The organism is Pseudoalteromonas shioyasakiensis, assembly GCA_013391845.1.
Lineage (GTDB): Bacteria > Pseudomonadota > Gammaproteobacteria > Enterobacterales > Alteromonadaceae > Pseudoalteromonas > Pseudoalteromonas apostichopi.
Window position 1 is genome coordinate 2160943 of sequence record CP058414.1, and the last position, 24883, is coordinate 2185825.

Annotated in this window: 26 protein-coding genes; 22 read left to right on the forward strand and 4 right to left on the reverse strand. The window is 40.9% G+C overall.

What is annotated here, in order from left to right:
• The first annotated feature begins 9 nt into the window (after positions 1–9).
• The 4 genes from HYD28_09875 (at position 10) to HYD28_09890 (ending at position 2387) form a co-directional block, all read left to right on the forward strand.
• Positions 10–459, forward strand: a complete 450-nt coding sequence (locus tag HYD28_09875) for a DUF3291 domain-containing protein (protein QLE09231.1) — start codon at positions 10–12, stop codon at positions 457–459.
• A complete protein-coding gene (locus tag HYD28_09880; protein QLE09232.1) occupies positions 460–981 on the forward strand; it encodes a GNAT family N-acetyltransferase in 522 nt (173 codons plus the stop codon).
• Between the two features lie 2 nt (positions 982–983).
• Positions 984–1349 (forward strand): cupin domain-containing protein, encoded by a 366-nt coding sequence (locus tag HYD28_09885; protein ID QLE09233.1) that lies wholly within the window; start codon positions 984–986, stop codon positions 1347–1349.
• A 153-nt stretch (positions 1350–1502) separates the two neighbouring features.
• Entirely contained in the window at positions 1503–2387 is an 885-nt protein-coding gene (locus HYD28_09890; GenBank protein QLE09234.1) for a PhzF family phenazine biosynthesis protein, read from the forward strand.
• Positions 2388–2592: 205 nt separating this feature from the next.
• Here the strand turns inward: HYD28_09890 and rne are convergent, their stop codons facing one another.
• Positions 2593–5715 (reverse strand): ribonuclease E, encoded by a 3123-nt coding sequence (gene rne / locus HYD28_09895; GenBank protein ID QLE09235.1) that lies wholly within the window; start codon positions 5713–5715, stop codon positions 2593–2595.
• A 619-nt stretch (positions 5716–6334) separates the two neighbouring features.
• Between rne and rluC the strand changes: the two genes are divergently transcribed.
• Both rluC and HYD28_09905 read left to right on the forward strand, forming a co-directional pair.
• Positions 6335–7303: a 23S rRNA pseudouridine(955/2504/2580) synthase RluC gene (gene rluC, locus HYD28_09900; GenBank protein QLE09236.1), complete on the forward strand. Its 969-nt coding sequence runs from the start codon at positions 6335–6337 to the stop codon at positions 7301–7303.
• Positions 7290–7982, forward strand: coding sequence for an HAD-IA family hydrolase (locus HYD28_09905; GenBank protein ID QLE09237.1), 693 nt, complete (start codon positions 7290–7292; stop codon positions 7980–7982). The genes rluC and HYD28_09905 overlap by 14 nt, the downstream gene beginning before the upstream one ends.
• On the opposite strand, the gene maf is transcribed toward HYD28_09905, so the two are convergent.
• Positions 7930–8526 (reverse strand): septum formation inhibitor Maf, encoded by a 597-nt coding sequence (gene maf / locus HYD28_09910; GenBank protein ID QLE09238.1) that lies wholly within the window; start codon positions 8524–8526, stop codon positions 7930–7932. The two genes, HYD28_09905 and maf, sit on opposite strands and share 53 nt — an antisense overlap.
• Before the next feature lie 141 nt (positions 8527–8667).
• Between maf and yceD the strand changes: the two genes are divergently transcribed.
• The 14 genes from yceD (at position 8668) to HYD28_09980 (ending at position 20367) form a co-directional block, all read left to right on the forward strand.
• Positions 8668–9192: a 23S rRNA accumulation protein YceD gene (gene yceD, locus HYD28_09915; protein QLE09239.1), complete on the forward strand. Its 525-nt coding sequence runs from the start codon at positions 8668–8670 to the stop codon at positions 9190–9192.
• A gap of 10 nt (positions 9193–9202) precedes the next feature.
• Positions 9203–9373: a 50S ribosomal protein L32 gene (gene rpmF / locus HYD28_09920; protein ID QLE09240.1), complete on the forward strand. Its 171-nt coding sequence runs from the start codon at positions 9203–9205 to the stop codon at positions 9371–9373.
• Between the two features lie 11 nt (positions 9374–9384).
• A complete protein-coding gene (gene plsX / locus HYD28_09925) occupies positions 9385–10413 on the forward strand; it encodes a phosphate acyltransferase PlsX (GenBank protein ID QLE09241.1) in 1029 nt (342 codons plus the stop codon).
• 70 nt (positions 10414–10483) lie between these two features.
• Positions 10484–11410 (forward strand): ACP S-malonyltransferase, encoded by a 927-nt coding sequence (gene fabD / locus HYD28_09930; GenBank protein QLE09242.1) that lies wholly within the window; start codon positions 10484–10486, stop codon positions 11408–11410.
• 11 nt (positions 11411–11421) lie between these two features.
• Positions 11422–12168: a 3-oxoacyl-ACP reductase FabG gene (gene fabG / locus HYD28_09935; GenBank protein ID QLE09243.1), complete on the forward strand. Its 747-nt coding sequence runs from the start codon at positions 11422–11424 to the stop codon at positions 12166–12168.
• Between the two features lie 238 nt (positions 12169–12406).
• A complete protein-coding gene (acpP, locus tag HYD28_09940) occupies positions 12407–12643 on the forward strand; it encodes an acyl carrier protein (protein ID QLE09244.1) in 237 nt (78 codons plus the stop codon).
• Positions 12644–12760: 117 nt separating this feature from the next.
• Complete coding sequence (fabF, locus tag HYD28_09945) at positions 12761–13999, forward strand: beta-ketoacyl-ACP synthase II (GenBank protein QLE09245.1); 1239 nt, start codon at positions 12761–12763, stop codon at positions 13997–13999.
• 57 nt (positions 14000–14056) lie between these two features.
• Entirely contained in the window at positions 14057–14869 is an 813-nt protein-coding gene (gene pabC / locus HYD28_09950; protein ID QLE09246.1) for an aminodeoxychorismate lyase, read from the forward strand.
• Complete coding sequence (gene mltG / locus HYD28_09955) at positions 14866–15843, forward strand: endolytic transglycosylase MltG (protein ID QLE09247.1); 978 nt, start codon at positions 14866–14868, stop codon at positions 15841–15843. The genes pabC and mltG overlap by 4 nt, the downstream gene beginning before the upstream one ends.
• An 18-nt stretch (positions 15844–15861) precedes the next feature.
• Entirely contained in the window at positions 15862–16488 is a 627-nt protein-coding gene (locus tag HYD28_09960) for a dTMP kinase (GenBank protein QLE09248.1), read from the forward strand.
• A gap of 1 nt (position 16489) precedes the next feature.
• A complete protein-coding gene (locus HYD28_09965; protein QLE09249.1) occupies positions 16490–17383 on the forward strand; it encodes a DNA polymerase III subunit in 894 nt (297 codons plus the stop codon).
• Between the two features lie 8 nt (positions 17384–17391).
• Complete coding sequence (locus HYD28_09970) at positions 17392–17718, forward strand: PilZ domain-containing protein (GenBank protein QLE09250.1); 327 nt, start codon at positions 17392–17394, stop codon at positions 17716–17718.
• 13 nt (positions 17719–17731) lie between these two features.
• Positions 17732–18511, forward strand: a complete 780-nt coding sequence (locus HYD28_09975) for a YchF/TatD family DNA exonuclease (GenBank protein ID QLE09251.1) — start codon at positions 17732–17734, stop codon at positions 18509–18511.
• Positions 18512–18546: 35 nt separating this feature from the next.
• A complete protein-coding gene (locus HYD28_09980; protein QLE10529.1) occupies positions 18547–20367 on the forward strand; it encodes a metallophosphatase in 1821 nt (606 codons plus the stop codon).
• Here the strand turns inward: HYD28_09980 and HYD28_09985 are convergent.
• Both HYD28_09985 and rsmF read right to left on the reverse strand, forming a co-directional pair.
• The gene (locus HYD28_09985) at positions 20364–21179 is read right to left on the reverse strand and encodes a polysaccharide deacetylase family protein (protein QLE09252.1); all 816 of its coding nucleotides are present in this window, start codon (positions 21177–21179) and stop codon (positions 20364–20366) included. The genes HYD28_09980 and HYD28_09985 overlap by 4 nt on opposite strands.
• Before the next feature lie 310 nt (positions 21180–21489).
• Positions 21490–22929 carry a 16S rRNA (cytosine(1407)-C(5))-methyltransferase RsmF gene (rsmF, locus tag HYD28_09990; GenBank protein ID QLE09253.1) on the reverse strand — a complete coding sequence of 480 codons (1440 nt, stop codon included), beginning with the start codon at positions 22927–22929 and terminating at the stop codon, positions 21490–21492.
• A gap of 281 nt (positions 22930–23210) precedes the next feature.
• Here rsmF and HYD28_09995 point away from each other — a divergent pair, with 281 nt between their 5' ends.
• Positions 23211–23915 carry a GntR family transcriptional regulator gene (locus tag HYD28_09995; GenBank protein QLE09254.1) on the forward strand — a complete coding sequence of 235 codons (705 nt, stop codon included), beginning with the start codon at positions 23211–23213 and terminating at the stop codon, positions 23913–23915.
• Between the two features lie 84 nt (positions 23916–23999).
• Positions 24000–24875 carry a methylisocitrate lyase gene (prpB, locus tag HYD28_10000; GenBank protein ID QLE09255.1) on the forward strand — a complete coding sequence of 292 codons (876 nt, stop codon included), beginning with the start codon at positions 24000–24002 and terminating at the stop codon, positions 24873–24875.
• The last annotated feature ends 8 nt before the right edge of the window (positions 24876–24883 follow it).

Sequence of the window (24883 nt, forward strand, 5' to 3'; positions counted from 1 at the left end):
AGTCATAAGATGAAACTTGCTCAGCTAAATATAGCTCTTGCCAAATACCCATTGGATGCGCCAGAAATAAAAGATTTTGTAGACAATCTCGATTTAATAAATGGCGTTGCTGAAAACAGTGCTGGATTTGTATGGCGATTAAAAGACGAATCAGGTGATGCTACCAATATTAAGTTATTTGATGATCCGAATATGATTATCAATATGTCTGTGTGGGAAAGCGTTGAAGATCTTAAAAATTTTATGTTTCGCACTCATCACAGAGATTTCATGCGTAGAAAAGCTGAATGGTTTCATCGCTCAGCTGAAGATAGTTATGTTTTATGGTGGATTGAAGATAAGCATATTCCAACCCCTCAAGAAGCATTAGAAAAGTTGCAATATCTTCGTACAAACGGTGACACACCTTATGCTTTTACATTTAAAAGTAATTTTACAGCTGAAGATTTAAGAGATTAAATGAATCTTTCATTTAATACACAGAGACTAAACGTTATTGAATTAAACTCGAATGACACTAAGTCAGAGCGAACTACTTTAGTTAACGCTTTACCTGCGATATTAACACCTGCTGTAGTTGCAAACTTACCTAGTTATTTTCAGGGGGTAGATTCTATAGCTGCAGCAGAAAAGTGGCTGGTTAACATGCTTAACGAGTGCTGTCTATTAATGCTGCAATCTCAACATCAAGAAGTTATTGGGCTTTTATTTGTATATACCGAAAAGCATGATGCTCATATCGGTTATTTGTTAGCTGAGCAGTATTGGGGGCAGGGTCTTGCACTTGAGTTATTGCAGGGCTTTATAAACCTCGCTTGTACTCATTCATACTGGCGTAAGCTTATTGCTGGTGTTGATGAGTTAAATACACCATCGATTAAGCTTTTAAAAAAATTGGCTTTTGAAGAACAAGCTTCAAAGGAAAATGGAATGTTATTTTATGAATTTGACTTACACAAAGATCGTTTCGGAGATGAATAAATATGACTTACAAACCAGTTAACTTTAAAGACAAGTTTTCTAAATTCACAGAGCATTGGTCGCCAAGGGTCATTGCTGAAATGAATGACTATCAATTTAAACTCGCTAAAGTTGAAGGTGAATTTGTTTGGCATGATCACCCTGATACTGATGAAGTATTCATTGTTATTGAAGGCATGCTTGAAATTGAGTTTAGGGATGGCGTTGTGACTTTAGAAGCTGGTGAATTATTTGTAATTCCTAAGGGCGTTGAACATAAACCAAAGGCAGACACAGAATGTAAAATAATGCTTGTTGAACCTAAAGGGGTTGTAAATACAGGTAATGCAGGTGGGCAGTTGACCGCGGTTAATGATGTATGGGTGTAACGTCAGCTTAGGTGTTAGATTTAGAATCGTAAGAATTATATTCCTTGTATAAAACAGCCAATTTAGATCTCAACTTTTATAGCACTACAAACATATCGATATATTATGGCGCAAGTGCAATACCTAGTTTTTAACTTAAGTATGGAAAAAATAATGACAATAACTGCATTTTTAGTTAACTCATTTACAGCAGAGGGAGCAGGTGGTAACCCTGCAGGCGTGGTATTAAATGCTGACAATCTTTCAGATACAGAAAAATTGAAGATTGCAAAAGAAGTTGGCTTTTCAGAAACGGCTTTTGTAGAGCAAGATCATGAAGTTGACTTTGCTGTATCATTTTTTACTACAACCGAAGAAGTTGATTTTTGTGGACACGCAACAGTTGCGGTGTTTGCTATCTTATATGACCAAGGTATTTTAAACGCAGGTAATTACACTCAGCGAACAAAAGCGGGTTTGTTAGGTGTAACAATTGCCAAAGACGGGCAAATTACCATGGAGCAAGCCTTGCCAAATTATCTTGGCAACTTAGCTTATGGTGACTTTGTAAACTTACTAGGGCTTTGTGAAACAACATTCGCAGAAACAGGCTTGCCAATAGATGTAATAACTACAGGTTTACCGGATATTATTATCGCTGTGCCCAATGGCTACTTAGATAAAATCAATATCGATGAAGTTGCGCTTAGCGAGTTCTGCCAACAGCATAATGTAATTGGTGTTCATGCCTTTGAATTATGTGAAGAGCAAAGTGAGCTGACCGCAAGTTGCCGTAACTTTGCTCCTTTGGTTGGTATACCCGAAGAGTCAGCAACCGGTAGCGCCAGTGGTGCGCTTGCATGCTACTTATCAAAGCATGTATTTGTACAGCAAGAAAATCATTTTAAGTTTGAACAAGGCCGAGCAATGGGGTGCAGTTCACACATTTCAGCCAGTGTTTATTCGAACGAGCAGGGTGTTTATAAGGTTCTTGTGGGCGGCTATGCAACTCACCTAGGTACACAAGATATTGTTATACCAGTCAGCAATAATACTTAATCATTTTGAGGGATTAAACCTGTCGCTACCTGCGTTAAAAATTTCTGATTTAGAACAACTAAATAACGAAATTTTTGCCTTGCTATCAACGAGGTTTCCTTGCCTCAAAATAGATCACTTAACTAAGCGAATTGGTATTATTTAAAAACATTACACACAAAAAAGCCGCGTTAAAAAACGCGGCTTTTTTAGTTAAGCGACTAAATTAATCAGCCGCTAAGGTTTTTGCCATATCAGCACTGGCTCTGCCAGCAGGTTTAATTGAACCTGCACGAAGGCCGCTATCTGGAATAGCTACACGTTTGTCATGCGCCATAGCCGCTGGCGTTGGCTCTGGCTCACTGTCAGTTACAGGCGCAGGTTTTGCCATTGCAGCGCTTGCTGAACCTTTTACTAAAACTGTTTTCTCATTTTTAGCAGGTGCTTCAGCTTTTACTGGTTCTTCAGCTTGTACTGGCTCTTCAGCTTGTACTGGCTCTTCAGCTTGTACTGGCTCTTCAGTTTGTACTGGCTCTTGAGCTTGTACTGGCTCTTGAGCTTTTACTGGCTCTTCAGCTTGTACTGGCTCTTCAGCTTGTACTGGCTCTTCAGCTTGTACTGGCTCTTCAGCTTGTACTGGCTCTTCAGCTTGTACTGGCTCTTCAGCTTTTACTGGCTCTTCAGCTTGTATTGGTTCTTCAGCTTGTACTGGTTCTTCAGCTTTTACTGGTTCTTCAGCTTTTACTGGTTCTTCAGCTTTTGCTGGTTCTTCAGCTTTTACTGGTTCTTCAGCTTTTACTGGTTCTTCAGCTTTTACTGGTTCTTCAGCTTTTACTGGCTCTCCAGCTTGAGCTTGTTTAGCTTTTAGCTCAGCTTCATATTCAGCAGCAGCTTGATCAGCAACCGGAATGAATGCAGGAGCATCAGTTTTGTCATCACTCGACTTCTCGTCTTGCTCAGGGCGACGACGACGTTGACCAGCAGCACGTAAGTGACGTGGTGAACGACGAGAACGAGTGCGAGGTTGCGCTTGCTCTTCGTCTGTTGATGCTTCAACAGATTCAATTTGCTCTGTTTGTTTAGGTTCAGCTTCTGTTTTAACTGGTTTAGCTTGAACTTTCTTTTCAGAAACTGATTGTTCTGCTTGTTCAGTCTCAACAGCTACTGTTTCTTTTGCAGGCTTAGCTGGCTTTTCAGCTTTTGCAGTTTGCTCAACTGTTTCAGTTGTTTTTACTGTATTCGCATCATCTGCATTTTCATCTTGTACGCGAACTTTCTTGCGTAAGTTACGACGTTGACGACGAACCTTAGGTTTAGTTTCCTTTGGTTGCTCAGCTTGCGTTTCTTGTGCAGTATCTTTTGTCGTTTGCTCTACATCATCATTACGTTTTTCATTACGTTTTCTGTTGTTAGAATTACGACGACGTTTGTTGCGATTCTCGTTACCTTCTTTTTGCTCAGGCTTATTAGAAGTGTTTGTGTTTTCTTCTTTAGCTTGTGCATCATCAGGACGCTTATTGCGCGAATTACGACGACGTTGATTGTTGCTACGGCGACGGTTGTCGTTGTTGCGACGATTATTGCTACGTCTTTGTGCTGCCTTTTTCTCTTCTTGCTCTTTTTCAGCTTCCTCTTCGGCATTACTGAATAATGATTTGAAGAATTTACCAATTGCAGCAAATAAACCACCTTCAGACTTTTTAGCCGCAGGAGTGGCTTGTTCAACTTTAGGCGCAGCTTGAGGAGCAGGTGTTGTAGGCATTACTACACCTTTTAGAACCGGCTCTTCACGAACTGGTGCTGAAGGCGCTTTAGCCATTTCAAATGCTTCTGGCTCAGGAGCAACAACTTGCTCGTAGCTTACTGTTTCGATTGTTTCGTCTTTACGTAAGCGAACTACTTCGTAATGAGGTGTTTCCATGTGTTGATTAGGAATGATCACAACATCAACGTTATGACGCTTTTCGATGCGCTGAACACTACGACGTTTTTCGTTTAATAGGTAAGCGGCAACAGCAACAGGCACTTGTGCATTTACTTGAGATGTGTTGTCTTTGATTGCTTCTTCTTCGATTAAACGAAGGATAGACAATGCAATTGACTCGTTAGAACGAATCGTACCTTGACCATTACAACGAGGACATGGGCCTTGGCTTGCTTCACCTAATGAAGGGCGCAGACGTTGACGCGACATTTCAAGCAGGCCAAAGCGTGAGATCTTCCCAATCTGTACACGGGCACGGTCAGGGCGAGCAGCGTCTTTTAAACGGTTTTCAACTTCACGTTGATGGCGTGGTGGTGTCATATCGATAAAGTCGATAACAATAAGGCCACCTAAGTCACGTAAACGTAATTGACGGGCAATTTCGTCTGCAGCTTCTAAGTTGGTATTAAGTGCTGTTTCTTCAATATCACCGCCTTTAGTGGCTTTTGATGAGTTGATATCGATAGACGTTAGCGCTTCAGTTGGGTCGATTACAATTGAACCACCTGATGGTAAGCGAACTTCACGTTGGAAAGCAGACTCAATTTGGCTTTCAATTTGGTAGTGAGTGAATAGTGGTACATCGCCCTGATAAAGCTTAACACGGCTCATGAAATCTGGACGGAAACGCTCAATATGCGCTTTCGCTTCTTCAAATACACGTGCTTTATCAATTAAAATTTCACCAATATCACGACGTAAATAGTCACGGATTGCGCGGAAAATTACGTTACTTTCTTGGTGAATTAGGAACGGAGCAGGGCCGCTATCAGCTGCTTGCTGAATTGCTTGCCAATGCACTAATAGTGCTTTTAAGTCGTAATCCAGTTCTTCAAATGATTTACCAACACCTGCAGTACGAACAATTAAGCCCATGCCTTTAGGTAATTCTAAACGGCTTAGTGCTTCTTTAAGTTCAGTACGCTCGTCACCTTCAATACGGCGGGAAATACCACCCGCACGAGGGTTGTTAGGCATAAGTACTAAATAGCTACCTGCAACACTGATAAAAGTAGTTAACGCTGCGCCTTTTTGGCCACGTTCTTCTTTATCAACTTGCACGATTACTTCTTGGCCTTCTTTGATCACGTCACGGATATTTGGACGACCTTGGAATGTATAGCCTTGTGGGAAGTAGGTGCGAGCTATTTCTTTAAGAGGAAGGAAACCGTGTCTTTCAGCACCATAATCAACAAAGGCTGCTTCTAGTGACGGTTCGATACGGGTAATTTTACCCTTGTAAATATTTGCTTTTTTTTGTTCGTGACCTGGGCTCTCTATGTCTAAATCATACAGGCGCTGGCCATCAACCAGTGCAACGCGCATTTCTTCTTGCTGCGTCGCATTGATTAGCATACGTTTCATATTGTTACTCTACTAATTCTGTCGCTGACATGACGATATAAACTCGTCTGTTCAGTGGTTTCTGACGGTTGTTTTTGTGCAGTCTCACGACTGGTTAAAGTCAAAACCTGAGGTTGCTTGCTTACATTGAGCATCACTAAGTGTGGCTGACAATAACATGTTGTCACGTTATTAAATTCTTTTTGGTGTCAAAACTGCCGCCAATTCTGCGGTTTTAATTTACGAGTTCTGTCCCGAAGTCGACCATGTTCAAATTTTTATTCAATGTCTTGCTACAACAGCTGTATCTGAATGACGTTGCTACGTCGTCACTATCAGTCAATTTATCTTGTTCAATTGCTTTTTATGTTCATTAATCAACATTCGTGCTCAAATTATTCAGGCAATATATTACGCGCATCGCCGATAATTGAACGCTCGTGTTGGCTGGGTAATTATAAAAGCTTTGGAAAACTTAGCGCGGATCTGTATGATCGGCAACCCAGAATATGCTTCACGAATGTATTAATGTGATAAAAGCACCGTTGTTACTTGCAAACTTTATGTTCGCGACGGTGATTATCCCACTATTACCGTCGCGTTAGCAACTAAATTATTTACTTAAATCAGTGATTAGGCAATGTCAGAAAAAACCGGCTTACAAGTTTCGTTTGTTACCATAGGTGAAGACCATCTCGGTCAACGTATTGATAACTTTCTTATTACTCACCTAAAAGGTGTGCCTAAAAGTGCAGTTTATAAAATCCTTCGTAAGGGCGAAGTGCGAGTAAATAAAAAACGCATAAAACCTGTCTACAAACTACAACTAAATGATGTAGTTCGTATTCCACCTATTAAAGTGGCTGAAAAAGAAGAGTTTGTGCCAAAGAAACTCGATAAGGTAAAACAGCTTGAAGACGCCATTTTGTTTGAAGACAAGTATTTAATGGTGATCAACAAGCCTTCGGGCATGGCTGTGCATGGCGGCAGTGGCTTAAGTTATGGATTAATTGAAGCACTTCGTGTACTTCGTCCTGAGGAGCGTAGCTTAGAGCTTGTTCACCGTTTAGACCGTGACACATCAGGTTGCTTGCTAATATCAAAGCGTCGTTCTGTGTTGACTGATTTGCATAAGCAGTTACGTGAAAAAACCATGGAAAAGAACTATTGGGCGTTAGTCGATGGCCAATGGGACTCTAAAACAAAAAATGTTACCGAAGGACTTCGTAAAAACACGTTGAAGTCAGGTGAGCGTGTTGTACGCGTTGATAATAATGAAGGTAAACCATCACATACACGTTTTCGTGTGCTTGAGCGATATGCTGAGTGCTCACTAGTGCAAGCGTCGCCGGTAACAGGGCGTACTCACCAAATTCGTGTGCATACACAATGTAAAGGTCACCCGATTGCTTGTGATGATAAATACGGCGTTGCAGAGTTTGATCAATACGTGAACAAGCTAACTGGTTTAAATCGTTTGTTTTTACATGCTCATGATTTACGTTTTATGCATCCTAAAAACGAAACAACCATGCATGTTGAGGCACCACTAGATAATGCACTTAAAAACTGCATTAAAAAGCTACGTGCAGATAATGAACAAGTTTAAGCTGGTTATTTTCGATTGGGACGGCACAGTGATGGACTCTGTGCCAAAAATCGTTACTTGTTTGCAAAATACAGCAAGACAGCTCGGTATTGCTGTACCAACAGTTCAGCAAGCAAAAGATGTGATTGGTTTATCGCTAGCAAAGGCTACTGAGGCGCTTTTTCCTGCCCATTTACATTTAAACGATGAACTGGTTGCAGCCTACAAAGCGCAGTATCGTGAGTTAGATGTCACACCCACGCCTTTATTTGCTGATGTAGAAACTGTACTAAAGCAGCTAAGCGACGCAGGTATGCAATTGGCAGTGGCTACCGGTAAAGGTCGTGAAGGCATCGATAGACTACTTAACGAGTCAGGCCTTGGTAAGTACTTTGCCACTGTAAAATGCTCAGATGATGCTAAGTCTAAGCCATCACCGGATATGCTTGAGCAAATTTTACAAGAGCAGGGCATAGCTAAACGTGATGCTGTGATGGTTGGCGATAGCCAACTCGATATGGCAATGGCTAATGCCGCAGGTATTGCTTGTATTGGTGTGAGTTTTGGTGCTCATAGCCCGGCGCAGTTACTACAACACACGCCGTTATGTGTTGTTGATTCATATCAACAGCTATTGCAAGTTTTAACTACTTCCCTTGAAGCATCAATATATCAACACCAAACTCAGCCAGCACTTTAGTTAATGTGATCAGTGGCAGACCTATCAATGTATTAGGGTCATCGCCACTGAGCTTTTCAAATAAACAGATGCCTAACCCTTCACTTTTAAAGCTGCCTGCGCAGTTGTATGGCTGCTCTGCATCGCAATAAGCATTGATCTGCTCAAGTGTGAGTGTTTTAAATGTCACATCAAATGGCACCACAGTGGTAATTGCTTTATCGCTTTGTATGTCATATACACTTAAACCCGTTAAAAAGGTCACTGTGTGGCCACTGAACGATGATAGCTGCTTAACGGCATTCTCTTTAGTATGAGGTTTACCTAAAATTGTATCGTTGAATACCGCAACTTGATCAGAGCCGATCACCAAACCTTCACTAAAATGTTGTTTGGCAACTCGGGCTTTTTGCTCGCTTAAACGTGCAACTAATTGTTCTGGCGTTTCAGCTGCAATAGGGGATTCATCTATATCTGGTGAAAAACTTTGAAAAGGTAAGTTAAACTTAGTTAATAATTGCTGTCTAAAAGGTGAGCTGGACGCTAATATAAGTGTTGGTTTCATAATAAATTCTGGATAAAAATTGTATTTTGCCAAGGATAAGCCACAATGAATCCGAAAACAAAGCAGAAGATCGTTAAAAACCTATCAAAATTGGTTTTTTACTTTGACTAACTTACTAACTATCTATATGATGCAGCCCCTATGCAAAAGGTGAAAATTCCCATCACTCTTCATCCCAGCAAAGCAGCTCAACATCGTTTAACGTATGACGGTATTGTCCCGCTTGAAAAACTTTCTCGTTTAGAGCAAGTTGTGCAGGAAGAAGTAGGTGAAATAGCGGTAAAGATTCATTGCAAAATTGATGAGCAAGGTTTAGTGGTAATAAGTGGAAACTTATCAACACATGTAACTGTAACTTGTCAACGCTGTAATGGTGAATTAGGGTTGGATTTGGATCAAGACTTTGTGTATTCGCCAGTTGGTTTGGATGCAGAGTCAGATCATCTTCCTGAAGGCTACGATGAAGTAGAACTGGACGAAAACGGTGAAATCAACGTATTTGAGTTAATCGAAGACGAATTGATTTTAGCGATTCCAATAGTGCCTACACACAACGAAGCTTCGTGCAGTTATTCATCAGAGCCTACTAGCTTTGGTAAATTAGCAGCAAAAGATGACAAACCAAATCCATTTGATATTTTGAAACAACTTAAGAAAGATTCTTAGGAGAAGACTAATGGCTGTACAAAAAAGCAAAAAGTCTCGTGCAAGACGCGGCATGCGCCGTTCACACGATGCGATCAGTGGTCCAACTTTAACTGTAGATCAAGTTTCTGGTGAGACTCACCGTCGTCACCACGTAACTGCTGACGGTTACTACAAAGGCGTTAAAGTAATTTCTAACTAAGAGATTGCTATATGCTGACCAATCTAACCATAGCGTTAGATATGATGGGGGGCGATTACGGCCCCCGTTCATCTATCCCCGCTGCCGTGCAAGCGGTAAATGCTAATACCAACTTAAGACTCATCTTATGTGGTAATCAGCAAGTTATTCTAAAAGAACTCGAAGCACTCGATTCTGTTTCGCACCCTCGTTTAATTATTCGTCATTGTAGCGAAGTCGTGACAAATGCGTGTGAACCTGCTTCAGCGGTTCGTTCTAAAAAAGATTCATCAATGCGAGTTGCCCTCGATTTAGTCAAGTCGGGTGAAGCGCAAGCGTGTGTAAGTTCTGGAAATACAGGCGCGTTATTTTTTATGGCGCATTACGTATTAAAGATGCTTCCAGGCGTAAAACGTCCTGCATTAATCTCTGCCGTTCCAACCGAACGTAAAAACCCAGTCTATTTACTTGATTTAGGTGCTAATGTGCATTGTGATGCACAAACTCTTTATCAATTTGGCATTATGGGTTCTGTGGTAGCAGGGCAGGCTCTTGGCTGTGATAACCCAAGAGTTAGTTTATTGAATATTGGCTCTGAAGACATCAAAGGGCATGAAGGAATAAAACAAGCTGCACAGTTAATGCAGCAGTGTGAATATCTCAACTACACTGGTTACAGTGAAGGTAGTGATATTTTCAGCGGAAAAGCCGATGTTATTGTGTGCGAAGGATTTGTAGGTAATGTGGCATTAAAAACCTGTGAAGGTATTGCCAAGCTGATCATGCACAAACTCACCAAAGCCTTACACAAACATTTCTTATACAAAAGTTTAGCGTTTTTATTACGTCCGGTGATAAAAAAACTCTACAAGCGGGTGAACCCCGACCAGTATAACGGCGCAAGTCTGGTAGGATTGCGCGGTATTGTTGTTAAAAGCCATGGCAATGCCTCACCGAAGGCGTTTCATGCAGCTATTGATGAAGCCGCGCGGGAAGTCGAACGCCAACTCCCTGAAAAAATCGCTGCGATTTTTGAGCAAACACATCCAACAACAAAGTAGTGCAGCATATCTAAAACTTGTTATGCTGCCTGCTACAGAATATTTTTTTGTTTAATTATAAGAGCAAAGTATGGCACATAAAATTGCACTCGTATTTCCAGGTCAAGGCTCACAAACTGTGGGCATGTTATCTGAACTATTAGCTGATTCACAGATTGCTAAAGCAACATTCGCTGAAGCATCTGAAGCTCTTGGCTATGATCTAGCTGCACTTGTACTAAATGGTCCAGAAGAAGAATTAAATCAAACCCATCGTACACAACCAGCACTTTTAACTGCTAGTGTAGCTATTTACCGTCAATGGTTAGACGCAAACCCTGAAGCCGATGTTGTGATGGCCGGTCACAGTTTAGGTGAGTATTCAGCATTAGTTTGTGCTGGCGTTGTAAGCTTAAGCGAAGCCGTTAAACTAGTTGAAAATCGTGGTTTATACATGCAAGAAGCAGTACCTGCGGGTGTTGGTTCTATGGCTGCAATCATCGGCTTAGGTGACGACGAAATTAAAGCAGCGTGTGAAGCATCAGCAAATGGCGAAGTTGTTTCACCAGTAAACTACAACTCACCAGGCCAGGTTGTTATTGCCGGCCATAAAGCGGCAGTTGAGCGTGCATCAGAAGCATGTAAAGAAGCAGGTGCTAAACGTGCTTTACCACTTGCAGTAAGCGTACCTTCTCACTGTGAACTAATGAAACCAGCTGCTGAGAAATTAGCTGCTGATTTAGCTGCTTTAACATTTAATACACCTAAGTGTGATGTAATCAACAACGTTGATGTAAAAGCAGAGCAATCAAGTGAAGCAATTAAAGATGCATTAGTACGTCAACTATACAGCCCAGTTCGCTGGACTGAAACAGTACAAGCATTAGTTGCGCAAGGTATCACACAAAGCTATGAGTTTGGCCCTGGTAAAGTACTAACGGGTCTTGCAAAACGAATTGATAAAGCAATGGTATGTGCTGCGGTTAATACGCAAGCTGCTATTGATGAAGCGAAATAAGTAGGAATAGAATGACAAATTTATTTTCTCTTGAGGGCAAGGTTGTCCTAATCACTGGTGCAAGCCGTGGTATTGGTAAAGCGATTGCAAACACGCTAGTTGCACAAGGTGCAAAAGTAGCGGGTACAGCAACAAGTGAATCAGGTGCTGCTAAAATCAGTGAATACCTAGGTGACAACGGTAAAGGTTATGCTCTTAACGTTACAGATCCTGAATCGATTGAGGCGACACTTGCTGCGATCAAGGCTGATTTAGGTGATATCGATGTATTAGTTAACAATGCAGGTATCACTCGCGATAACTTATTAATGCGTATGAAAGACGGTGAGTGGGATGACATCATCGACACTAACCTAAGCTCAATTTTCCGTTTATCTAAGGCTGTTTTACGCCCTATGATGAAAAAGAAAAATGGCCGTATCATTAATATCGGTTCTGTAGTGGGCACTATGGGTAATGCGGGGCAAGCTAACTATGCTGCAGCGAAAGCGGGTGTAATTGGTTTTACTAAGTCATTAGCACGCGAAGTTGCATCACGTGGCATCACTGTAAACGTTGTTGCACCTGGTTTTATCCAAACAGATATGACAGATGAGCTGACTGAAGACCAAAAAGCGGCTACGCTTGCAAATGTACCAGCAGGACGTTTAGGTCAACCTGATGAAATTGCTGCTGCGGTATGTTATTTAGCATCTGACGCTGCTGCGTATGTTTCAGGCGAAACATTGCACGTAAATGGCGCGATGTACATGGTCTAATGAAAGTTGGCAGAAATTTGCTAACGAAAGATTATCGAAAATTGTTGAATTTTTTGTGATCTTGCTTTAAACATACTTGAATTCGCTATGAAAATAAGCGATAAATGAACAAATACTATTCGAGAGGTTTGACCAGATAAGTAATTATCAGCAAATCCTTGAATCACAGAATTATGCGGCGTAAACTACGCCGCAATCTGAAAATAACGCATTGGCGTTTTTAATAAAGGAAAGAAGAATGAGCGACATCCAAGAACGCGTAAAGAAAATTATCATTGAGCAACTAGGTGTTAAAGAAGAAGAAGTAAAACATGAAGCTTCTTTCGTTGATGACCTAGGTGCTGATTCACTTGACACAGTAGAACTAGTAATGGCTCTTGAAGAAGAATTCGACACTGAGATCCCAGACGAAGAAGCTGAAAAGATCACTACAGTTCAAGCTGCAATCGATTACGTTACAGCTCACGCTGAGTAATTTTACGCATTTTGATTTTAAGGGCAGCATTAAGCTGCCCTTAGTCTATCTGAAGAATGATACTAATAAATTTGGTATACACCCCACCTAAAATAATTTCCTTATTGGAGGCAACCCGTGGCTAAACGTCGAGTCGTCGTAACTGGCTTAGGAATGTTGACACCGCTAGGTAATGATGTTGAATCTACTTGGCAAGGTTTGTTAAACGGTAAAAGTGGTATTCAAACTATCACGCATTTCGATACCTCAAGTTTCGGCACCAAATTCGCAGGTTTGCTGAATGACTTTGATGCATCAGCATACATGTCACCGAAAGATGCAAAGAAAATGGATTTGTTTATCCAATATGGCATTGCAGCGGGTGTACAAGCACTACAAGATTCTGGTCTAGAGATCACTGAAGAAAACGCCACCCGTGTTGGTGTAGCAGTGGGTTCTGGCATCGGTGGTTTAACTTTAATTGAAGAAAACCACATTAAACTATTAAATAGCGGTCCGCGTAAGCTTTCTCCGTTCTATGTGCCTTCGACCATTATCAATATGATCTCTGGTCATTTATCGATTATGCACGGCTTACGTGGTCCAAATATTTCAATCGTTACAGCCTGTACTACAGGTCTACATAACATTGGTCATGCTGCGCGTATGATTGCATACGGCGATGCAGATGCAATGGTAGCCGGTGGTGCTGAAAAAGCATCGACACCAATTGGTATGGGTGGCTTTAATGCAGCACGTGCATTATCAACCCGTAACGATGATCCACAAGCAGCATCACGCCCTTGGGATAAAGACCGTGACGGTTTTGTTCTTGCTGATGGTGCAGGTGTTATCGTACTGGAAGAATATGAGCATGCTAAAGCACGTGGCGCGAAAATCTACGCTGAGCTCGTTGGTTTTGGTATGAGTGGTGATGCATATCACATGACATCTCCACCTGAAGACGGTGCAGGCGCAGCACTGGCGATGGAAAATGCCCTAAACGATGCACAAGTTAATGCAGACCAAGTTGGCTACATTAATGCTCACGGAACATCGACTAATGCAGGCGATAAGGCAGAAACATCGGCCGTTAAAACTATTTTTGGTGATGCGGCGAAAGATGTGATGGTAAGTTCATCGAAATCAATGATGGGTCACTTGTTAGGTGCTGCAGGCTCTGTAGAGTCGATCATTACTATCTTGTCACTTGTTGATCAGAAAGTAAGCCCTACAATCAACCTTGATAACCCAGATGAAGGCTGTGATTTAGACTATGTACCGCACACTGCACGTGACGCTAAATTGGATTACGCTCTATGTAATTCATTTGGTTTTGGTGGTACTAATGGCTCGTTGCTGTTTAAAAAGGTATAATTCTTTTTAACAACGGACTAAAAAGAAGAGCCCAGTTGTTTAACTGGGCTTTTTTGTATGAATAAATTAAAACAAACAATAAAAATAACCACACCAGATACCAGTATAAGCACGCAAGATCGTGGCTTAAATTATGGTGACGGCTTTTTTACCACAGCCTCTGTGGTGAATTCTGTCGTTGAGCACTGGGACTTACACAAAGCACGATTAGAAGAATGCGCGCAAAGGCTATTTTTCCCCGAGTTAGATTTACCTGCAATCGAGCGTAGGGTTAACCACGTAATCAGTGAAACGCAAGCGGGTATTTTAAAAGTAGTTATCACCCGAGGTGCAGGTGGGCGTGGTTATGGCTTACCAGATACACCAAGTATCCAAGTGCTGATCAGTGTAATGCCTGCAGTTTCACACTATAAAAGTTGGCAGCAGCAGGGCGTAAGCCTAGCAGTTAGCAACGTTAAACTTGCACATCAACCTTTACTTGCAGGCTTAAAAACATTGAACCGTTTAGAGCAAGTACTTATCAAAAGACAAATGAACCCCCTTGAGTGTGATGACGTTGTTGTACTTGATTATGATAACAATGTGATTGAGTGCTCGGCTGCAAATATTTTTGCCATTAAAGACGGTCAAGTTATGTCACCTAAGTTAAACCGCTGCGGTATCACTGGGGTTTATCTCAGCGCTTTATGTGATAAGTTAGCCATTGAATTTAAAGCAATCCAACTAGATGAGCTTTTAGCTATGGATGCCGTATTTATGTGTAATAGTTTAATGGGCGTGGTTCCCGTTGCACGGATTACTGATACAGAATTTGATATTGAACGCAGTAAAGCGCTATTAACGGCGCAGTTTGCCAAGGAGAATGTGTGATAAAAGTCATTGTTAGCGTGCTGTTATTAGCATTGCTATGCTGTGGTATTGGCTATCAACAGCTTCAATCAGCAATGAAAATGCCGTTAAAGGTTGAAAACAGTACTTTATTTAAAGTAGAACGTGGTACTGGGTTCAATCAACTTTGCCAAGCATGGCAAGCAAAACAGTGGGTTGATAGCTGCTTTAAATTTCAGGTGCTCGCTAAATTAGATCCTACGCTTACTGATCTAAAAGCGGGTCTTTATGAACTTGATACAAGCGCTGTGATTGATAATATCCGCCGCATTAATCAAGGTGCACAAGTAAGCTTTAGCTTCACAATTATTGAAGGACAGCCTCTTCGTGACGTCATTGCCAATATCCAAAAGCAAGTGCATTTAACACATGACTTAGATACAAAAAATTTAGCGACGCAGATAAGTAACACGCAAAAAAATTTAGAAGGCTGGTTGTTCCCTGATACCTATCACTACCACAGTGGAGATAGTGCCAGCGGCTTATTAAAACGTGCTTATAGTAAAATGCAGCAGGAACTAGAATCTGCGTGGCAAAATAGAGCATCAGATTTAGTGTTAAGCTCACCTTATGAAGCTCTAATACTTGCTTCTATAATTGAAAAAGAAACCGGTTTAGCCAGTGAACGGCCATTAATTTCTGCAGTTTTTACCAATCGTTTAAAAACAAATATGCGCTTACAAACAGATCCCACTGTTATCTATGGCATTGGTGCTGATTTTGATGGCGATATCAAACGCAAAGATTTAACGACGTATACACCGTATAACACTTATAAAATAAAAGGCTTGCCGCCAACACCGATTGCTATGCCTTCGAAAGCGGCGTTGCTTGCAGCGGTTAATCCACCACAGTCTGAATTTATATATTTTGTTGCGAAAGGGGATGGCAGCCATCAATTTTCGAAAACATTGCAAGAACATAATCGTGCGGTAAAGCAGTACCAATTAAACTAACAACCAGAATTGAGTCATATGACAGCAAAATTTATTGTGATTGAAGGCCTTGAAGGGGCCGGAAAATCAACGGCCATTGCCGTATGCCAAGCTTATTTAGAAAACAAGCAAGTCGATTTTATTAATGTGCGTGAGCCTGGCGGTACAGCTATGGCTGAAGAGCTGCGTAATATCGTAAAACAGGCTCACCAAGAAACGGTTACAGGCGAAACAGAGCTGTTAATCATGTATGCAGCACGCTCGCAATTAGTTGCTAATGTTATTAATCCGGCACTTGAAAAGGGCACTTGGGTGTTAGGTGATCGCCATGATCTTTCATCACAAGCATATCAAGGGGGTGGTCGTGGTATTGAACAAACTAAACTCTCTTTTTTAGCTGATATGGTGCTAAATGGTTTAAAGCCTGATTTAACCATTTATTTAGACATTGACCCTGCAGTTGGGCTTGCTCGTGCAAAAGGCCGTGGTGAACTTGATCGTATCGAACAAGAAGCATTAGGCTTTTTTGAGCGCACTCGCGCACGCTACCTTGAAATAGCTAAAACTGATAGCAGTATCAAAACAGTGGATGCAAACCAAACAATGCCTGAAGTGCATGCGGCAATTACAAAGGTGCTTGATAACTTTTTTGCAGGTTTAAGCTAATATGCATTTGCCATGGCTTGAAGGCCTTTATAAGCAGCTAGCGCAAAGCTTTGCACAGCAACGCTTTCATCATGCACAATTATTTAATGGTGATAAAGGTGTAGGCAAACAACGTTTAGTCGATTCGCTTGCCGATGGCTTACTATGTGCGTCACCTGTAAACTTAAAAGCCTGTGGTAATTGCAAAAGTTGTCAACTGAATCAAGCGGGTACCCATCCAGATAAACGTGTTGTTAAAGTAGAAGGGCAGACGATAGGGGTTGATGAAATTCGTTTAATAAGTGACTTTATCAATCATTCAGCCGCTCAAAACGGTAATAAAGTTGTGGTACTTGAACAATGTCACAAAATGACCACTGCAGCGGCTAACGCCTTATTAAAAACTCTTGAAGAGCCTAGTCTACGCCGCTATTTATTATTAACGTGTGAGCAAACGGCATTATTACCAGCAACTATTTTAAGTCGCTGTGCAGTTCATGAAATAAAAGTTAACCCAGAATATACAACACAATGGTTAGCTCTTTTAAATATCCCTAATTATTCATGGTTAGAATTATTCGCTAGGCAACCACTGCTTGTTGAGCAGTGGCAAAATGATAATCAACTTGAGGCAATCGATTCACTTTTTAAATTTGCAACTGAGATAAAAGACAGCCATAATTTCAGTGCGTTAGTCGACATCCTTAATAAAGACCATAGCTTGGTTAATGTATTTGCGTTGTTTTTAACAGAGCATCTCAAGACGCAATTGGTGTTAGGAATGGACTTTTTCAATTATCAGAAAGCACAATCTGCAATCTCAGAGTTTCTTTATAATAGCTCACATGTGCTTGGCTTGAATATGGAACTAGCCATTTCGCAACTAGCGTTTACTTTACGGGAAAGCCAAAATTAGGAAGTATCGTGCAAGAATTATTAGTAGATATTGAAGACTTAGAAGAATTATATCGCTGTTACATGCCTTATTTAAAAAATGGTGGTTTATTTGTTCGCACTAATATGCGTTTTGAAATGGGCCATTCATTAGCTCTAAAAGTCACCTTACCAGATGCACTAGAAGATGATGTAGTAACGGGGAAAGTTGCTTGGATAACACCACAAGGTGCACAAAGCTCAAACCCACCAGGTATCGGTGTTAACTTTATCGATGATAAAACCAATTTGAATGCTAAAATCGAAAAACTACTCGGTACTATGTTAAACTCAGGCAATCCGACCTATACCATGTAATAAAAGTAGTACCATGATTGTAGATTCTCATTGCCATTTAGATCGCCTAGATTTCGATAAACTCGACCTAAACTTAGACCAAGTACTTGATAACGCCCGCGCAAAGAAAGTTGAACACTTCTTGTGTGTCAGTGTGACCTTAGATCAATTCCCAAGTATGCTGGATAAAATACAAAACTATCCAGATGTTTCTGCATCATGTGGTGTTCATCCACTTGATCAAAAAGACGCACTGGATAAACAAAAGCTCATCGACCTAGCTAGTCACGACAAAGTAGTAGCAATTGGTGAAACTGGGCTTGATTACTATTACTCAAAAGACACACATATTGTTCAGCAAGAAAGTTTTGTTGGTCATATTGACGTTGCTAATGAGCTTAATAAGCCACTAATTATCCATACTCGTGATGCCAGAGAAGACACCATCAATTTAATGCGCGCTCACAATGCGGAAAACTGTGGTGGTGTATTGCATTGCTTTACAGAAAACTGGGAAATGGCCAAAAAAGCCATTGATATGGGCTTTTATATTTCGATTTCGGGCATTGTTACATTTAAAAATGCCGTAGAGTTAAAAGACGTTGTAAAGCAAATTCCGCTAGATCGCTTACTAATCGAAACAGACTCACCGTATTTAGCACCTGTGCCATATCGTGGTAAAACAAATCAACCAGCCTATGTTGAAGATGTCGCTTACTACATTGCCGAGTTAAAAGGGCTTACTTTTAACGAATTAGCTGAAGCAACAACCAACAACTTTTACTCGTTGTTCAATCAAGCTAAAAGGGCGTAATAGTGTACGGCGTATCGAATTTACCTCAGTTAGTAATGGGGCCAATGGTACGCCGAGCAGATGCAGGGCGAGTGTGCTTTCAATTTGTTACATCTAGGCCTTGCCAATACCGAATAGAGTTTAGCGGTGTTGAGACATTCTCGAATTTAGAGTCAATCCAATTAGGGCTCCATCTTCACTTAAATTTTATCAATGTAATGCCCGCCAGCGGCCAGTTTGCAGTTGATTCACTGATCTACTATTCGTTACATGATGAAGATAAAAGCCTTGATTTGTCGTCTTACTGCTATGAACGAGCAGAGTCTCCTGCATTTGTGATCCCAAATAGACTCGATAGAATTCTGCATGGCTCGTGTCGTAACCCTCATCACCCTGCAAAAGACAGCCTTGTTGCTGCAGATAATTGGCAAAATGATCAGCGCCAGTCACTTAATGCAGGTGCTGACCTATTATTGTTATCTGGCGACCAAATATATGCGGATGATGTAGCCGGGCCAATGCTGCTCGCGATCGAAAAAGTAATTAGCCTATTTGGTGTGTTTCAAGAGCCAGCGCTTGATTTAGATTTACCAGCAGGATTTGAGCAGCAACTTTACCAGCGCCATTTACACTTACCCAAAGTACCTTGGCAGAAACGGAGTAAATTTGGTGTTGGTTATTGGCTTAAAAAAGATGAGCCACACTTCTCAAGCTTAAAAGCTGAAAACCACTTAATTCATTTTCAAGAATTTATAGCGCTTTATTTATTAAACTTCAGCGCTGTTACTTGGCAGCTAATTGATTTTGAATCAATTGAATGCCCAGCATTAGCCCCTAAATACGCAAATCTTTTTAAACTCGAAAAGGACGCACTGGTTGGCTTTGCAAAGGGTCTTCAAAGCGTTGAAAGGTTATTCGCCAATGTGTCGACATTAATGATGTTTGACGATCATGATGTCACCGATGATTGGAACTTAACCGCGGGTTGGGAGCAAGCTATTTATCAGCACCCATCTAGCCGTCGCATTGTAAATAATGGCCTAATTAGTTATTGGTTAATGCAGGGGATTGGTAATGACGCAGGTGATAACTCGCTGTCATTATTACCCAGTTTTAAACAAAGCCTGCAGCAACAGAGCTGGAATTTTAAAGACTTTGATAAGCTAATACTCAATTTTAACCATTGGCATTACGAGCTTAATACCATTCCTAAAGTTGTAGTACTCGATACCCGAACGCACCGATGGCGTAATGAACAAAATTTCAATGAGCCATCAGGTTTACTTGATTGGGAAAGGCTCACTGAATTAGAAGAAAGCTTATTGTCTCACGATAAAGTGATTATCGTATCTCCAGCTCCGGTATTCGGTGTTAAATCGATTGAAGCAATCCAAGCGATTTTTAATTTTTGCGGACAGCCATTGTTGGTTGATGTTGAAAACTGGATGGCTCACGAAGGATCGGCAAAAAAATTGCTCGATACATTTCGCCGTGAAGATACACCAAAGGAAACCCTGATCCTCTCTGGTGATGTACATTACTCATTTTGCTTTTCAGTGCAAAAACGCTTTGGTAAACATAAAAACCGTATTTGGCAGTTGACTGCCAGTGGCATTAAAAATGAATTTCCTCGTAAGCTTATTAATATCCTCGATAAGCTAGACTCAATTTTGTATGCCCCGAAAAGCCCACTTAACTTTTTTACTAAACGTTGGCAGATGGAAGTTGATAAACATCAAACCATAGGAGAAGGGCAAAAGTATTTGGTCAGTAATGCGGCTATCAGCTTAATTGAGCTCAACGATGGTTTACTCGCTAAATATGAACTGATCCACGCTGACAACCAAATTACTGAATTCGATTTAAACGATAATTAATCGAATGCTTTGCGGTTCGCCTCAACATAGTCGGCAACATTACTTACCGTATCTAACCAAAAACCATTTTTAGGGTCTTGTAGATAAACAATAAGCTGCTCTAGTACTTTACTGTCGGTGGTGTACTGATCTCGCTTACCTATATTGTGGCCTGCAAGAATGATCCAGCTATTGTTGCTTCGGTGTTGCTCTATGGTTTTTTTGATCTCAGCGAATGTTTGCCCATCAATGGGTAAACTAGTTAACTGCGAAAAGTCAGTAAAGTTTGGATTATTCGCTGTTTCATCAAGCCAAGTTCTACCGGTTTTAAAATGCTTGGCTATTAATGGGACATAGCTTCTTGTATTGGCACCACGCCCAACAAAAGTATTTCCACAAGGGTACGCAAAAGCGGTTGGTGTCACGTTAAGTGTGGCTTTTATGTAATCCTGTCCTTTAAGGATATCTTGCTCCATTTCTTTTAATGTAACTTGTTCAAGTGATACGCCGAGTTCACGAAGCCATTCAAAGTTACCCGTACACAAATGGCTTGCCGTATGATTAGCAATTTCGTGACCTGTTTTAACTGCCATTTGCCACTTTTCAACACGTTCTTTTACGTTAAAAGGAGATACATAAAATGTCGCTTTTACTTGGTACTTGTTTAAAAGCGCTAAACCGGTATCGACTTGGCTATGTCTTGCATCATCAAAAGTGATACTGACGGCATTTTTAGCCTTATTAGGGTAGTCAAAGCCTAGGTAGTCATTGCTTTTTGCCAGAGTTTGGCTGCTTATTAAAAGTGGTAGTACGACGCACAGGGGTTTAAGCATAATCAATCCTTTATCATTGTTTTTACAATGAAATCAAAAAGGGTGATGCTTTACTATGCGACTTTTGAATAAAAAACGCCCAGAACGAATCCGCATTGTTCTGGGCTTAGGGGGTGGCTCGTGCGAGCCTGCGCTAACTATAAAAAAACACCTTCTAAATTCAGTAGGGAGAAGTAGAAAGTACTTTTAAGTGTAGTTAATCAGCAGGAAATTGCACGGTAAATGTACAAATTTTATACTAGTTTAAAATCAGTCTGTTACGGCTTTTTACCTAAATTAGTACCTTATTTATACAGTCATTATGCGCAACTTATACCCAAGTTATCAACTGAGCATTTTGGACTAAATCACGAGGTAGTGAGTTTTTAATTTTATTCTTTTGCCACTTGCCAAGGCCTACAGGGCATCCACATAACATTAAGATCACTTCACCATTATCTTGGGTTGGTTTTTCGAGTCGAATATCTTTACCGTTAAAGTAATCGTTTGCTTGTGCTTGTGTCATCTCAAAGGTGTTTTTATCGCATTTTTGTCCAAATACAGTGGCAAATTCATGAGCTAAGCGAACTCCGCCTTTGTGAATAACACCAAGCTGGATCCCTAATCGGGAGTATTTAATTTTATCTTGCAGTTCATTAAAGCGATCAGGGAATAACCAAAGCTCTTTATCACGTTGCATTAAATTCCCTGGTAGTGATTTTAGACCGAACTGTTTTTTAATTGTTTGCATAAACGCTTGGCTTTGCTTTTTATCAAACTCAGCAAACGGAAATGCGCCTTTTTTAACTTTTTGATTTGGGTTATCGCTTGACGCTATTTTCTTAAATTTAGCGATGAAGAAACCTTCACTGTCGTAAGTTTGCGGCCAAACATGCAAATAACCTTCGCTGGTTGTTGCTTTCTCTGCACCATCAAAAAGGCAATCAAGCGATTGTACTTCGATGCAATCAGGAAATTCTGCTAATAGATACTCGCACACTTGTTGGTTTTCAAGTGGTGTTAAAGTGCAGGTCGAATAAACTAATGTGCCGCCAGGTTTTAAGGCATAAAAGGCACTTTTGATAAGGGCTTTTTGTACTGCAGCGATATCAATATTAGACTCGATTGACCAATTCTTTAGGGCGTCTGCATCTTTACGAACCGTGCCTTCACCTGAACACGGGGCGTCTAGCAAAATACTGTCGAAGCACTCATACATGTAATCCCCGAATATCACACCGTCAAAATGTGATAAAGCACAATTACCTACGCCCATACGTTTGAGTGTTGCTGCCAATACCTTTAAGCGTGACGATGACAACTCATTGGCCACTAACACGCCATTATTATTCATCATGGCGGCGATTTGTGATGTTTTCGAGCCCGGAGCTGAAGCCATATCAAGTACAGCATCGCTTTGTTTAACTTCGGCTCTCAGTGCAACCGGCGGCAGCATTGAGCTGGCTTCTTGCACATACATAGCGCCACTTAAGTGTAAATCGGTATTACCGATTGCAAGGGCCGCTTCTTCGTCACTTGGACGTGTTAGCCAGAAGCCTTCTTCGCACCATGGGATCGCTGTTAACTCCCATCCTTTATTGGCACATTGATGCTGAAATTCTGCGACTGACATTTTTAATGTATTTACGCGAACAGATCGTCTAAGTGGGCGTCGACAGGCTGCAATAAAGTCGTCTAATGATAAATGTTCAGGAAGGTAGCTTTTAACATCATCAATAAATGAGTCAGGGATATAAGTATTAGCGTCCACTAAATGGCTCTCACGTCACGTAATAATTGGTAGATCATACCATTTATAGCGCTTTCATGGGATATTTTTAGCTTGTTCAGGTTAATATTGAAGTGTCGACAAATTGGCAATATAAATGTTGTTTATAGCCATTATTTTTGACAAATATCATTTTATGTCGACATTTTGGTGTTTTTTTAGTCTATTTTGCTGATCTCGAGGTTGACACTTTTCATGTTAGAGCGCATAGTGAACTTACAAATTGTCGACAATCCTAATTTAGTACTTTGATAGACTTATTTATGACAGAGCAAAAAGCCAACGATAACTACAACGATATCACGATCACAACTGCATCAGACCAAGTGTTTGTCGACATGCGTCGTGAAATTGTACAAGGCACCATTGAGCAGGGTAGCAAAATTTCTGAGCCAGAATTAGCGAAACGCTATGGTGTAAGTCGTGCCACCTTAAGAGAGGCATTAAATCGTTTAGAAAGCTGTTATTTGGTAGAGCGTAAAGCGAATGTCGGTTGTCGTGTTGTAGCACTGACTGCTGAGCGTTTAATCGAAGTATATCAGGTACGTAGTGCCCTAGAAGGGTTGGCTTGTCGGTTAGCTGCCGACAACATGGAACCTGAAGAAGTGCAGGGGTTAAAGCAGTTATTGAACCAGCATTTACAAACACAGCGTGTAAAAGAAGGTGAATCATACTACCAAGAAGCGGGCGACCTTGATTTTCATTATCGCATTATTAAAGGCTCTAAAAACGCGCACCTAATTCATCTTTTATGTAATGAGTTGTACCAGTTAATTCGTATGTACCGTGTACAAATGGGTATGGTTGGGCCACGTGTATCAAAAGCATTTGATGAACACTTGGCAATTATCAATGCTATTGAAAACCATGACGGGGAATTAGCAGAAATGCTTATGAAGCGCCACATAAGTGCGTCTCAGGCAAATATTCAGACTAAGTTTGACTTACTAGCAGCAAAAAAAACGTAGTGCAGTCGTTAAACAGTCATAATTTAGATTTAAAAATTAGATTCAGCCAAAGAGCTGAAACCGTTCAAAGATAGGAGTTATCCAATGTCAGCAGGATTAAAGTTCAAACAGGCAATCGCAAACAATAAGCCACTACAAGTGGTTGGCACTGTCAATGCGTACTGCGCAATGATGGCAGAAAAAACAGGTCACCAAGCACTTTACCTCTCAGGTGCAGGTGTTGCTAACGCATCATACGGCATGCCAGATTTAGGTATGACTAGCTTAGATAATGTACTTGAAGATATTCGTCGAATTACCAGCGCTACCGACTTACCACTTCTAGTTGATGCTGATACAGGCTGGGGTGGTGCATTTAATATTGCACGCACAGTGAAAGAAATGACTAAGGCAGGTGCTGCAGGTTTCCATATTGAAGACCAAGTTGCACAAAAACGTTGTGGTCATCGCCCTAATAAAGAAATCGTGTCAAAAGATGAAATGGTTGACCGTATTAAAGCTGCGGTAGATGCGAAAACAGATAGCGATTTTTACATCATGGCACGTACTGATGCATTCCAAAAAGAAGGTTTAAATGCAGCCATTGACCGCGCTGCCGCATGTGTTGAAGCAGGTGCCGACGCAATCTTTGCAGAAGCTGTGCATGATTTAGCCGACTACCAAGCATTTGCAAAAGCGTTAAATGTTCCAATTCTTGCGAACATCACTGAGTTTGGTCAGACACCGCTATATACAGCTGAGCAATTAAGCGAAGTGGGTGTTGAAATTGTACTTTATCCACTAAGTGCATTTAGAGCTATGAACAAAGCTGCACTTAATGTGTATTCGTCTATTCTTAGCGAGGGCTCTCAACAAAGCCAATTAGACAACATGCAAACACGTGCTGAATTATATGAGTTTTTAGACTATCACTCATATGAAAACACACTAGATAACCTTTTCTCAGCTAAAAAATCATAACGACAACA